The sequence below is a fragment of the Pseudoalteromonas sp. APC 3893 genome (assembly GCF_030408095.1).
In the GTDB taxonomy this organism is placed as follows: Bacteria; Pseudomonadota; Gammaproteobacteria; order Enterobacterales; family Alteromonadaceae; genus Pseudoalteromonas.
Map to the genome: position 1 here is coordinate 264505 of NZ_JASDCD010000002.1, position 12222 is coordinate 276726.

General features: G+C 38.5%; 13 protein-coding genes and 1 tRNA gene. 12 read left to right on the forward strand and 2 right to left on the reverse strand.

All coding sequences use genetic code 11. The annotated features are described in order from the left end of the window. Positions 1-49: 49 nt before the first annotated feature. From QMA12_RS05220 to tnpA, 10 genes are all read left to right on the forward strand, one after another. Positions 50-2185: a TonB-dependent receptor gene (locus QMA12_RS05220; RefSeq protein ID WP_290208980.1), complete on the forward strand. Its 2136-nt coding sequence runs from the start codon at positions 50-52 to the stop codon at positions 2183-2185. A 46-nt stretch (positions 2186-2231) separates the two neighbouring features. Next, positions 2232-2522 carry a hypothetical protein gene (locus QMA12_RS05225; protein WP_290208981.1) on the forward strand — a complete coding sequence of 97 codons (291 nt, stop codon included), beginning with the start codon at positions 2232-2234 and terminating at the stop codon, positions 2520-2522. Positions 2523-2547: 25 nt separating this feature from the next. Beyond that, entirely contained in the window at positions 2548-4095 is a 1548-nt protein-coding gene (locus QMA12_RS05230; RefSeq protein ID WP_290208982.1) for a PepSY-associated TM helix domain-containing protein, read from the forward strand. 2 nt (positions 4096-4097) lie between these two features. Further along, positions 4098-4391 carry a DUF3325 family protein gene (locus QMA12_RS05235; protein ID WP_087533960.1) on the forward strand — a complete coding sequence of 98 codons (294 nt, stop codon included), beginning with the start codon at positions 4098-4100 and terminating at the stop codon, positions 4389-4391. Between the two features lie 175 nt (positions 4392-4566). Next, positions 4567-5115, forward strand: coding sequence for an NAD(P)H nitroreductase (locus QMA12_RS05240; RefSeq protein WP_087533959.1), 549 nt, complete (start codon positions 4567-4569; stop codon positions 5113-5115). Between the two features lie 194 nt (positions 5116-5309). Next, a complete protein-coding gene (locus tag QMA12_RS05245) occupies positions 5310-5687 on the forward strand; it encodes a hypothetical protein (protein ID WP_087533958.1) in 378 nt (125 codons plus the stop codon). A gap of 64 nt (positions 5688-5751) precedes the next feature. After that, positions 5752-5842, forward strand: a tRNA-Ser gene (locus tag QMA12_RS05250). Between the two features lie 48 nt (positions 5843-5890). Next, on the forward strand, positions 5891-6277 hold the full coding sequence (locus QMA12_RS05255) for a hypothetical protein (RefSeq protein WP_087533954.1): 387 nt from the start codon (positions 5891-5893) through the stop codon (positions 6275-6277). Positions 6278-6370: 93 nt separating this feature from the next. After that, positions 6371-6988, forward strand: a complete 618-nt coding sequence (locus tag QMA12_RS05260) for an FKBP-type peptidyl-prolyl cis-trans isomerase (protein ID WP_087533953.1) — start codon at positions 6371-6373, stop codon at positions 6986-6988. Positions 6989-7174: 186 nt separating this feature from the next. After that, positions 7175-7609: an IS200/IS605 family transposase gene (tnpA, locus tag QMA12_RS05265; protein ID WP_087532237.1), complete on the forward strand. Its 435-nt coding sequence runs from the start codon at positions 7175-7177 to the stop codon at positions 7607-7609. A 110-nt stretch (positions 7610-7719) separates the two neighbouring features. On the opposite strand, the gene QMA12_RS05270 is transcribed toward tnpA, so the two are convergent. Further along, positions 7720-10149 carry a TonB-dependent receptor gene (locus QMA12_RS05270; protein ID WP_290208983.1) on the reverse strand — a complete coding sequence of 810 codons (2430 nt, stop codon included), beginning with the start codon at positions 10147-10149 and terminating at the stop codon, positions 7720-7722. A gap of 146 nt (positions 10150-10295) precedes the next feature. Between QMA12_RS05270 and QMA12_RS05275 the strand changes: the two genes are divergently transcribed. Further along, positions 10296-10823: a YaeQ family protein gene (locus QMA12_RS05275; RefSeq protein WP_176372575.1), complete on the forward strand. Its 528-nt coding sequence runs from the start codon at positions 10296-10298 to the stop codon at positions 10821-10823. Positions 10824-11056: 233 nt separating this feature from the next. After that, entirely contained in the window at positions 11057-12079 is a 1023-nt protein-coding gene (locus tag QMA12_RS05280) for a GGDEF domain-containing protein (RefSeq protein ID WP_254911239.1), read from the forward strand. Positions 12080-12082: 3 nt separating this feature from the next. Here QMA12_RS05280 and QMA12_RS05285 read toward each other — a convergent pair whose 3' ends face one another. Further along, positions 12083-12220, reverse strand: coding sequence for a hypothetical protein (locus QMA12_RS05285; protein ID WP_176372574.1), 138 nt, complete (start codon positions 12218-12220; stop codon positions 12083-12085). Positions 12221-12222 lie beyond the last annotated feature (2 nt).

Genomic DNA, 12222 nt, shown 5'->3' on the forward strand with positions numbered 1-12222 from the left:
TGGTAATAATTCTTAATTAATTATTTAACATTTAATTGAGACTCAGTTCATGCCATCTGTATTAAAAAATCAAACGTTTGTAAAAACTAGTGTTGCCAGCGCAGTGCTTGCTTTGTGCTTTAATGCCAACGCAGTTACAGAGCCAGATTCAAAAAAAGAAAAGAAAATAGAAAAAATCACCGTTGTTGGCGCCACCACAAACTCAGAAATTACCCCTACAGAGCTTGAAAACTACCAAGCAAATGACCTAGCAGATATATTTCGTCATACACCATCAGTCACAGTTGGTGGCTCGCTAGGCATTGCACAAAAAATATTTGTACGCGGTATGGAAGATTCTATGGTGAATGTAACCGTAGATGGTGCGCCGCAAACCAGTACGCTATTTCATCATATTGGTCGTGTGGCGATTGAGCCTGAACTATTACAAAGCGTAGAAGTACAAGCCGGTGCGGGTGAAGCAACATCCGGTACGGGCGCTGTTGGCGGTGCGATACGTTTTAAAACCAAAAGCGCCGATAATTTACTTGCAGCAAATGAGCAGTTTGGTGGTATTGCCAAGGCCAGTTATTTCAGTAATGACGGCCATAAAGAAAGCCTTGCTTTATACGGTAAGTTAACTGATAAAGTGGGGGTTTTAGCCTCTTATGTAAACGTTAGCCGTGACAACATGGATGACGGTGATGGGGAAGAGTTACCGGGTACTGCTGCCGATCAAACCCTTGCATTTATAAAAGTAAACGCCGAACTTACAGAAAATCAAAACCTCTCAATAAGCTACGAAAATCGCAAAGAAGAAGGTGAGTTTGGCAAACAAACCAACTGGGCACCCCTTGAAACAGATCCGCTATTTATGTCGTGGGGAGAGCGCGAAACCATCGTTTTAAATCATGCGTGGTACTTAAATAGTTTAGTAAACTTGGAAACAACGATTTACCAAACTGAGTCGTCATTTAAACGTGAGCTTTATACTTGGGATGCATCAATAAAAACAACGGGTTTTGATATTCGCAATACCAGTGATTTAGGTATGCATACGCTAACATACGGTATTGAGCAGAAAGTCGATAAAGTGCATGCGCAGTCTTATGAAGATTTTGGTGGGATTTTTGATGAAGAAGGCACAGTGACCGCGGTATATATTCAAGACCATTGGCAATTAAGTGATGCCCTATTACTTAGCTTTGGTGCGCGTTATGACGCGTATGAACTTGATCACAGTGGTGTCGAAGTTAGCTGGGTACAAGTTGATGGTAACTGGATTGTAGAAACCGATGCCAGTGGTAAGCCTGTGACAACCTCAGATGAATTTTCGACTGACAAACAAGATGGTATTAGTGGCAATATTGGTTTTGAGTACAGTTTAACAGAATCATTAAAGCTATCTGCTGGTTATGCGCAAGCACTTAGAGGCAGACAAGTAGCTGATGCCTTTACTGTTGGCGAGCTTAAACCAAATCAAAACTTATCACCAGAAGAGGTTGATAATACAGAGCTTGGCTTAGTGTATAACGACGGCACATGGTTGTTTGAGGCATCAGTGTATTTAAGTGTTATTAACGACGTGGTGTTTGATAAGTTTAAAGGCAGTGAAGGTGTATTTTACGAAAACATAGGTGATTTAGAAACCAAAGGTATTGAGCTTGTGTCGGGTTATCAAGGTGATAATTTCGATGTTATCGTAAGTTATAGCCATAACGATGTTGAATTAAATAACGCCTCATTTGTGTGGCCGGATGCCAATGACGCTTCTACTTACAGCACTGTTAATTTCGACGGCATTCAAATGGCCGCTTACGAGTACGGCGGTTTAGGTAATGCAATTGGCGACTCTATTAATGTTAACTTTAACTACCATGTGAATGAGCAAATTAAGTTTGGTTTAAACTATAACTATGTTGCGGGCCTCAATGATATAGAAGTATTCCACCGTTCAATTGAGCTGGGGTGGATGAGCGAACTCGAAACAATTAATAAGCCAGGGTACGATTTATTTGATGCCTATGTAACCTACGAGCCGCTTACAAATTTAAGGTTTGACTTATCAGTACAAAACTTACTTGACGAATCTTACTTAAGCCACGGCAGCGTTGCTGACTATGGCCACATACCTGGCTATGAAAGTGTTGTAGGTATTAAAGAGCCTGGGCGTGATATCCGCCTGAGCGTGTCATATAAATTTTAACTCCTGAATGAGGTAGGTGCTTTAATAAAGCACCTACCGCTAATCAATGAATCTGACAAAAAAACACCTCACTGCAATCGATGTAACTATTCGTGTGCTTACTGCGTTAGTTGGCGGCTATCTTGTGGCAATGCTTGGCGCAATATTGATTGGTAATCATTTATTGAACGATAAAACAAACAGTATTATCACAGGGTTAATGCTTAGCTTTATTTTTTACCTTATCACTGTGTTATCTGTATTTGCCACTAAAACAACAATACGCGCTTTTGCCGTTGTAGGTGGTTTATGTATTTTACTTTATTTTTTAAATTACTATTTGCAGGGGCCGCAGTAGTATGAAACCGCGATTTAGACAATCCATGAGCTGGCTACACACGTGGTCGGGCTTTGCATTTGCTTGGTTACTGTTTTTTATTTTTGTAACGGGCACTGTAGGCTATTTTGAAAATGAAATAGACCGCTGGATGAAACCAGAAATAGCCATTGTCAATGAGCCAATTGATGACTTAACTATTTTAAATGTGGCGCAGCAGCAACTCACCGCCAATGCACAAGACGCAACTCAGTGGTATATTAGTTACCCCTCAACGCGTGATCCATATATTGATATTTCGTGGTTGCAACCAGCAAATAAAGAGACTGGGTCAAGTAGGCAATGGCATGAAAAAAACCTTGCGCCTAATACCGGTGAGCTTATAACCACCAGAGAAACCAGTGGCGGTGAAACACTATACCGATTGCACTACAATTTACATTATGTCCCTGTGGTTGTTGGTTATTTAGTTACCAGCTTAGCGACCATGCTTATGCTGATTGGTTTAGTTACAGGGGTGATTATTCATAAAAAAATATTTATCGAATTTTTTACCTTTCGTGCCAACAAGGGGCTACGGAGCTGGCTTGATATTCATAACATCTTTAGTGTGTTGCCACTGCCTTTTCATTTGATGATTACATACAGCGGGCTTATTTTATTAATGGGTGTGTCATTTGCGCCTGTTGTTGATGCAACCTATGGTGAAGGCCAAAAAATGCATCGCCAGTTGTATGATGAAACACAAGCAGAAAACACAGAAACGCAATTTATAGCGTTACCTGCTGAGAATTTATCACTTGAAGCCGCATTAATTGATGCAAAATCACGCTTTAAAGATCAGGCAGTGAGTTATTTAGGCTTGATAGAGCGTAATTCTGAGCAGCCAGGGTTTGAAGTGTGGTTTGATGCGCAAGAGGGCATTGAGTTTGCAACGCTGATCACCTATCGAGTTGTTGAAAACAAAGTACAAATAGAGCAAGCAACAGGTAAAAAGTACAGTGCAGCAGAAGTTTATGATGTGTTGGAACATTTACACGAAGGCACATTTGCTGATATTTATTTAAGGTGGTTGTATTTTTTATCAGGCTTATTAGGCGCTGGAATGATTGCAACTGGATTGATTATTTGGGTGCAAAAACGTAAGAAGCAGCAATCTAGGTTTATCAATGTGATAGACAAGCTCAACGCCGCAGTGGTTGTTGGCTTACCGATAGCCATAGCCGCTTACTTTTGGGCAAACCGTTTATTACCTGTTGAAATGGCCAGTCGTGCACAGTGGGAAATGCATAGTTTATTTATTGTATTTGCGCTGTGTTGTTGTTTTTGCCTGGTGCGAGCCCCAGAAAAAGCCTGGCAATATATGCTGTGGTTAGCAGCTGCGGCCTATGCCTTGATACCACTGGTTAATATGCTGACAACTAAACACAGTATGCTAGCAAGCTTACAAAGTAACGACTGGTTAATGCTGGGGTTTGATTTAAGTATGCTGACTTTTGCTGGGTGTTTTGCTTTTGCGGCGGTTGTGCTGCAAAAGCGAAGTGTTATTACTTCTTCAAACTCACATATAAAGCAAACAGTAAAAGGTATTTAAATATGTTGATATTACTGCAAATAATACTGCAATTATTGGGCTTTACACTGCTGAGTTTATCACTGCAACGTCATTACAATGATGTCATTGGTCAAGCCCGGCGCTTAAAAAAAAGCACCTATCTATTGTTTCGATGTATAGGTATAGCATTACTTATCGTTGCAACCGTTAATGCAATTAACACATGGGGCACAGCACTTGGCTTAGTGTATGCTTTTGCAACCACTACACTGGTAGCGACTACATTAGCTATTTTATTCGCTTACGTTACAAAATTAAAGGCGATGCTTGAGTAGCTAATAGGTTACCCGCACGACAATAGTGTGACTGTATTGAGACCCTAATGCTTCTTTGTATTCTGGCTTTTAATTTTAAACATATTGTGTTGTTAACTTATTTACTGACTTACTCGCACCTATACTTCAATAAATCATCAATGGTATGCTACATTTTTTACTTTTGAGAATGATTATGGATGCTATTGAGCTTTTATTGACCCGACAATCCGACCCTCGTTTAACACAGCCCGCGCCGAATGATGAACAATTAGCCATTATTAAACAAGCTGCACTGCGTGTGCCTGATCATGGTTGTATCGCTCCGTGGCAATTCATTGTTGTACAAGGTGAAGGGCGTGATCGCTTAGGTGAAATATATTATCAAAGCGCAGTTACAGAACAACAAGATGAGAAAGTGATTTCACGAGCAAAGGAATTACCTCTGCGCGCACCGATGATCATTATTGCTATTGCTAAATACCAACAACACCCGAAAGTACCGCGAATAGAGCAAGTACAAAGTGCTGGATGTGCTGTTTTAGCAATGCAACAAGCCGCATTTGCACAAGGCTTAGGTGGTGTTTGGCGGACAGGTTATTTTGCTCAAAGTGAGCAAGTGAAAGCACAGTTAAGCTTAAATGAGTTAGATGAGATAGTGGGGTATTTATATTTAGGTACCCCTGAAGTTGATTGTAAAAAAGCAGCAAAACATAAACCAGAGCACTTTTTCACAAATTTATAGTAGACAAAGGAACTTAATACTTTTTAATCAGTCATACTCTATTAAGCTAGCAGCTGATATGGTGATATTAGCTGCAGACTGTGAAGAGTGCTAGGAGGCAATTGTTTATATTCTTCTTCAGTTTGTTTTTTAATCTGTTATTTTTTGTTACTGTATGGAATGTCTTAACAATAACAATAAAGAAGACGAGAACAATGGGAAATTTATTTTTACGTGAAAAAGAAAAATGGCTAACCTGGTCATTATGGGGGGTAGTCGGTTCCGTGCTGACTCTTTATACCGCTTTTAGTACGCAAACTCCTCATTTAGTGGCTATTTCTTCAATTTCAATTTTAGTTGTACTAACTTGGTGGATGCAGCGTACACGCCGTTTTGATTTTGGTCGTGCATTTAAAGTGTGTTTTTATGTATTAATGTTGAGTATTTTGCCTGCATTTGTATTAGTGATCATGCCAAGTGATGATTTGAATAAATTTGACCTAATATTTCAATGTTTAAGTTTTGCCATTTTAAGTTTATTAGTATGTTTAGTTTGCTCGTGGATTGCTAAGCGTCCAAAGCAATATTACTAATTTTCTCTTTTTCATTAATAGGGCTTTACAATCAACTCCGTAACACCTATTATGCGCGCCGTACGGAGAGATGGCAGAGTGGTCGAATGCACCGGTCTTGAAAACCGGCATGGGTTTGTAGCCCATCTAGGGTTCAAATCCCTATCTCTCCACCATATTTAAAAAGCCGCCTTATGGGCGGCTTTTTGCTATCTGGAGTTTATATGTCTGAGCCTCGTCAATTAAATACATTACAACGTTTATTAAAACACAGTTTATTGTGGGTTGTATTTGCATATTGTTATCACAGTGCCATAAATTTACTTGTTAAAATGGCTATTGATGCGCAACCTGATGCTGTACTTTTTACTTCATTATTATACTGCTTAGGCTTCAATGTATTAACTGCGCATTTAATGACTAAGTATGATAAGTATTGGCCGGTAATTGGGGCATGTGTGATTGGCGTAGTGGGGCTAATCTTAGTGCCAATTATATTTGTAGGAGCTCATGCGTTACTCAGTCGGGAGTTGCTTGCAGGTATTTTAATCAGCTTACCGATATTTACCCTAATAATGGGTATAGTTAAGCAAAAACTCCATAAAAACTAAGCCCAAAAGGGCTTTTTTTTATGATAGCATAGGCGCGTCTTTTAACTGGTATCAGTGCAGGTTCGGCTGGTACAAACAAACGTGAAACACATTATGTCAGATAATTTTACTACAGATGCTGAAAAAGCAAGTTACGGTATTGGTTTACAAATGGGCGAGCAACTTAAAGCGAACCCTTTTGAAGGTCTAAACTTAAATTCAGTATTTGAAGGCATGAAAGATGCTTATGCCGGCGGTGAATTCCAAGTTGAAATTCCTGAGATCCAAGCTGCATTTGAAAAAATCAACACTGAAATTCAAGCTCGTCGCGAAGAAGAAGCTAAAGTACTTTCTGCTGAAGGTATCGCATTTTTAGAAGAAAATGCTAAGCGTTCAGAAATCACAGTGACTGAATCTGGTCTTCAATATGAAGTACTTGCAACAGGTGAAGGCGAAAAGCCAACAGCTGAGTCAACAGTACGTGTTGATTACCACGGTACGCTTATCAACGGTACAGTGTTTGATAGCTCTTATGAACGTGGTCAGCCTGCTGAATTCCCAGTTGGTGGCGTTATCAAAGGTTGGACAGAAGCATTACAAATGATGCCTGTTGGTACTAAATGGCGTATCTACGTTCCTCATGAGCTTGCTTATGGTGAACGTGGTGCCGGTGCTGCAATCGCACCTTTCTCAACTCTTGTATTTGATGTTGAGTTACACGCTATTCTTTAATAGTAGTCACTGAGCTAACAAAGCTCATGATATAAAAAACCACGCTTATTTAAGCGTGGTTTTTTTATTTTCAGCCCCTAAACCACCTACTTCAGTAGGTGGTTATCATCAAATAGGCTTTGCCTGTAAAAAGTACTCATGTTAATTCCTAAGTTGATTTTTAGCGAAGTCACAAAAGGAAAAAACATGAGTAGATACGAGAAAGCATCGCATGTGTATTGGCGATGTCAATATCATATAGTTTGGACACCGAAATATAGATTTAGGATCCTTAAAAACAAAGTAGGCAGGGATGTATACAGATGCATTCAGGTCTATTGTGAACAGCTTGGATGCAAAGTTGTTGAGCTGAATGTACAAATAGATCACGTACACTTAGTAGTAAAAGTGCCACCAAAGCTGTCAATTTCAAAATTAATGGGAGCATTGAAAGGTAAAATAGCGTTAAAAATGTTTAGTAAATATCCGTATTTAAGAAAGAATAAGTTATGGGGTAATCATTTTTGGCAGCGAGGGTATTTTGTTGACACGGTTGGCATAAATGAAGAAGTAATACGAAGATATGTCAGGCATCAGCAGAAAGAAGAGAGGCAAGAGCAAGCTCAGTTAACACTGGAGTAAACAACGCCCCCTTTTAGGGGGCTAATTCAAAGCCACCTTCTTTAGAAGGTGGATCTTTTACATTAAATAGCAGTAACTCAACTATATAGTTATAGATGAGTAACTTATAATCAGAAATATCCGCGTACGCCAATTTTAAAGTTACGCCCAGGTAAAGGAGCCTTTTCTTTAATAAATGAGCTGTGCACAAAGCCAAGTTCATCAGTTATGTTGTCAACGTTAATATAAAACTCTGAATCAACAGATCCTACACTTAATTGATAATTTGCCTGTGCATCAAATAAGGTGTAGCTCTGTGTGGTTGTTTCATAATTTGTAATATCATTTTGCTCAAAATAATGAGTACCTGTGAGTGTAAACTGCCAATCACTAAGCGTATATTGTAACTCTGAGCCTATTTTATTGGCTGGTATCCTTGGCAGGTTTTCATCATCTTTAAGTTTTGCTGTTGTTGAATCACCAAACACTTTAACCATTGCGTTTGCGTTCACCTGGTAATGAGCATCAAATTCGATACCATAAAGTTCAGCGTCTTTGCTTACGAATTGATATACCGCGACGCTTTCTTCGTGCTCTTCACTATTTTGTTCAAAACCATGCTCTTCATCATAAACAAGGCCTGTATTTTGTTGATAATAAAAGTTTTCAATATCGTTGTAGAATAAATTGACTGTATAACCAAAGTCTCCGCTGAAACGTCTAAAACTTAAATCAAGATTGGTCGATGTTTCTTGTTTAATGTCTTGCGGCTCAAAATGCGCTTCACCATCTTCAATCACATAGCCTAAGCCAAGTTCATACGTACCTGTTGCAATATGAATCCCGTTTGACAGAAGTTCAGCGGATAATGGCGCACGCTCTGAATGTGATGCACTTAGAGCAATACTTTGACCTGATGTATATTGCCAAATAGCGCCGGCAGATACACTTAAGTTAGTAAAGCTTTTGCTGTAGGCAGTTATTTCATCGTGTTCTTCTTTATCTTCATCATGCTCTTCATGGTCATGGTCATGGTCATGGTCATGGTCATGCTCATCTTGTGCTGCGATATTACTATCAATGTTGTAATCTTCTAAGCGGGCACCTAACTCAACCGTGACATCACCAAATTGCTGCTCTTCTAAAATAAAAACAGCATGGCTCGTTGTTTTACTCGCCGGCGTAAAGGCTTCTTCGCCATCGGCATCATAGTCAGAGTCGCTAAAGTGGTATCCTGCCATCCCATGCCAGTTACCAAATTTATGCTCTATGTTTAAACGCGCTTCAGTTGTTTTATTTTTAAAGGTTGTGCCAATTACACCGTCTTCAATTTCACTATGCTGATAATCAGTGTAACCTAAGCGTAAGTTAATCGTTTCAATCCAATTATTGTGCAGTGCGTAACTCATCAAGCCTTGCCAACGGTCTTGCTCCACACTGGCATAGACAGATTCACCTTCATGTTCGTCATGCTCTTCATCATGGCTTTCTTCATGAGATTCATGATCATGGCCAATATGTTCATGCGCAGGAATACCATAATCTGTATCGATACGCCCATAAGCGACACCTAGGGTGAAATGCTCACCGACATAACTGGTACCAAAATTTACTGTTTGGCTATCAATAAAAGTGTTTTCTACAGAGGTCGCTGTTTCGTGGGCTTCTTCTTCATGATCGTGGTCATCATGCTCTTCGTGTTCATCCTCTGGTAGCTCAAATTCTGGCGTTTGGTAATCATCACCAGTACGCTTTGTTCCATCGAAGTGAAAGTTAAAGTTGTCATGACCTGTTTCAAGCTTTGCAGCATAAGTATTGGCATTTGATACCGTATCGTGGCTGTACTCCATGGCACCAGTAAATTGCTCAATATTGTCAGTAGGAATTCGGTTATCAACCACATTTACCACACCACCAATTGCACCGGAACCATACAGTAGGGTGGCTGGGCCTCTAAGCACTTCAATTTGCTCGGCAGATAGCGTGTCATTAGATGTTGCGTGATCTGGACCAATACGGGATGCATCGCTGCTATCCAAACCATTTTGAGTGATTTTGACTCGTGGACCGTCTAAGCCACGAATAATAGGGCTTGATGACACTGGACCAAAGTAGCTGGCATTAACACCTGGAAGACCTTTTAACGTTTCACCAAGTGTTGGTTTTGATTTGTTTTTTAGTTCATCACCTGACAATACACTCACAGGTGAAATCATCTCTAAACTATTTTTATGTAAAGCAGATGCATAAACAACGACAGTTTCTACCGATGTGGGCGTTAAAGTCACGTTTACAGTTGAATTGGTTTCATTTACGTCAACACGTACATCAAGGTAGTTATTTTTACTGATATGCAATTGACTGTTGGCATCTATATCAATACTAAAGTTACCTTGGTTATCTGTTTTTATAGACTGCGTTTTGCCATGTACGTGAACATCGGCATTAGCTATTGGTTGATTATTAGGATTTACAACATGACCATTTACAGTTGCAGCATGGACAGAGTAAGAGCTAAGCGCTGTAATGATCGCAGCAGAAAGAATTGAATATCGGTTCATAATTACTACATTAATTGATTTTTATGTTGTGATATAATGTAACATCATTATCTTGAGTTATCAATAATGTTATACCATAACCTCGATATGCCAGTTTAGTTATTCTCAACTATACTTATCATTCGTTCACTGCTGGAGTCATGAGAATGACTGACAAAAGCCGTATATTTAAAGCACGATTTACCATTGCAGATTTACGTCAACAACGAAATCATCGCGAAGTTTTTACTACGTCACTGACTAAAAACGAAACACTTGATCATTTCATTTTGAAGCTATTGGGTTACAGTTTTTTGTCATATGATAAATCTGCGAAAATAAATAATTTTTCTGATAAATATAGACCAGATGTTTCTGTCAAAGCGCTAAATGAACACTATACAAAATGGTTAAGTGTTGATAAGCCAGATTTACAACGCATGCTTAAGGCTACAAAAGTCGTCGATGAATTTATTATTTTAACAACTGCTAAAAGTGAGTGGTTAAACCAGGCAAAGCCCCAATTAAGATTATTACCTAATAGCCATTTAATTGAAATTGATAAGCAGTTTATAGATCACATTAAATCAAACCTAACGAGAAACCTTGATTGGGATATTACTATTGATCAACACTGTGTGAGTATTAGTGATGATCGTTATTTTTATCATACTCAAGAGTTTGTATGGCATTAATAATTTAAGTTTATAGTAAAAGAATAAACTTTATTGTTGCATGAAAATCCTGAGCGCTTTAACTGATACATTTACCTTTATTAGCCTGTAATGTAGAGTGTTTTTTAATAGGCAGATTTGTAATTGTGCGAAAAACACTCATTGACGAATTTTAGTAAAACCTGAGTGTATGAACGTTTAAATTATGGGTAAACTATAAATGTTGTATAACTCTAGGAATAGTAAACTAGCAAATGATAAATTATTCAGATCAAAGTGAAAGAAAGTTAATTATAAAATCTTTTGCTTTTACAGGCTCTATTGCAACCGCAGTAATGTCTTTTTTTGCAATTATTGATGCTAATTATCCATTGTTTGCAAGTTTAATTATTGCTTCGAGCTTATTTATACTTCCATGGTTTATTAAAAGTAACGACAGGCTTTCATCTTGTATTGTTTTATACACTTTGTTTATATTGATGCTGTATTTGGTCTATACAGGGGGAAGCCATGGTACAGGCCCTATTTGGATTTTTATCGTTTCTCCTGTTACTTTCTTTATGCGAGGACTGCGTAAAGGGATTATAGATATAACTATTTTCATTTTAGCTGTGATAGCTGCCTTTGTGATAGCTGATAACTTTAATGGTTATCAATATAACTCCCCAGAGTTACTTTCCCGCATATTATTATCTTTTATAGTGGTTGCTTTATTAAGTGGCTTCTATGAGTACTTTCGTGAGAGTTACAGCAGAAAACTCATCCAATTAGCTAAAAGTAATGAGATTCTAGCGACTACGGATCCTCTTACCGCATTACCTAATCGACGGTATACCATGGAACGTTTGTACGAAGAAAAGTTACAAAGTGATAAATCAAATACTTCGTTATCAATTATGCTTTTTGATGTTGATGATTTTAAAAAAATCAATGATAAATATGGTCACCAAGCTGGGGATTTAGCACTCATACATTTAGCTGATACTTTTCGTAAATTTTCTAGAGCAAAAGATATTTTCTGTCGCTGGGGTGGTGAAGAGTTTTTATGTGTACTACCACAAACGAGTGTCGATGGGGCGATTGTGTTGGCCAAAAGTATTCAGCAAGACTTACTTGCACAGCCAGTTAGTGTCGAGCAGGAAAAGATAAACTTATTTGTAAGTGTGGGAGTGTGTGAAGTTATTCGTACGGGTAGTATCGACTGGGCAATAAAAAAAGCAGATGAAAATTTGTATTTAGCTAAGAGTACCGGTAAAAATAAAGTGTGTAGCGCATAAAGCTCAGGCATTCAGATCAAAATCACCAAAGTTAGACGCATCAACTTGCGAATCTATTTGACGAACAAGGTAAGAGCTGAGCTCGGCTTCTTTAATTTTAGATTTTATGTTCAGTACTTTGAAAGTTACAGTACTGAACATAA

Bases quoted from the DNA above. Each gene is read 5' to 3' on its own strand.
- QMA12_RS05220 (WP_290208980.1), top strand. From the start codon at position 50: ATGCCATCTGTATTAAAAAATCAAACGTTTGTAAAAACTAGTGTTGCC.
- QMA12_RS05225 (WP_290208981.1), top strand. From the start codon at position 2,232: ATGAATCTGACAAAAAAACACCTCACTGCAATCGATGTAACTATTCGT.
- QMA12_RS05230 (WP_290208982.1), top strand. From the start codon at position 2,548: ATGAGCTGGCTACACACGTGGTCGGGCTTTGCATTTGCTTGGTTACTG.
- QMA12_RS05235 (WP_087533960.1), top strand. From the start codon at position 4,098: ATGTTGATATTACTGCAAATAATACTGCAATTATTGGGCTTTACACTG.
- QMA12_RS05240 (WP_087533959.1), top strand. From the start codon at position 4,567: ATGGATGCTATTGAGCTTTTATTGACCCGACAATCCGACCCTCGTTTA.
- QMA12_RS05245 (WP_087533958.1), top strand. From the start codon at position 5,310: ATGGGAAATTTATTTTTACGTGAAAAAGAAAAATGGCTAACCTGGTCA.
- QMA12_RS05255 (WP_087533954.1), top strand. From the start codon at position 5,891: ATGTCTGAGCCTCGTCAATTAAATACATTACAACGTTTATTAAAACAC.
- QMA12_RS05260 (WP_087533953.1), top strand. From the start codon at position 6,371: ATGTCAGATAATTTTACTACAGATGCTGAAAAAGCAAGTTACGGTATT.
- tnpA (WP_087532237.1), top strand. From the start codon at position 7,175: ATGAGTAGATACGAGAAAGCATCGCATGTGTATTGGCGATGTCAATAT.
- QMA12_RS05270 (WP_290208983.1), bottom strand. From the start codon at position 10,149: ATGAACCGATATTCAATTCTTTCTGCTGCGATCATTACAGCGCTTAGC.
- QMA12_RS05275 (WP_176372575.1), top strand. From the start codon at position 10,296: ATGACTGACAAAAGCCGTATATTTAAAGCACGATTTACCATTGCAGAT.
- QMA12_RS05280 (WP_254911239.1), top strand. From the start codon at position 11,057: ATGATAAATTATTCAGATCAAAGTGAAAGAAAGTTAATTATAAAATCT.
- QMA12_RS05285 (WP_176372574.1), bottom strand. From the start codon at position 12,220: ATGTTCAGTACTGTAACTTTCAAAGTACTGAACATAAAATCTAAAATT.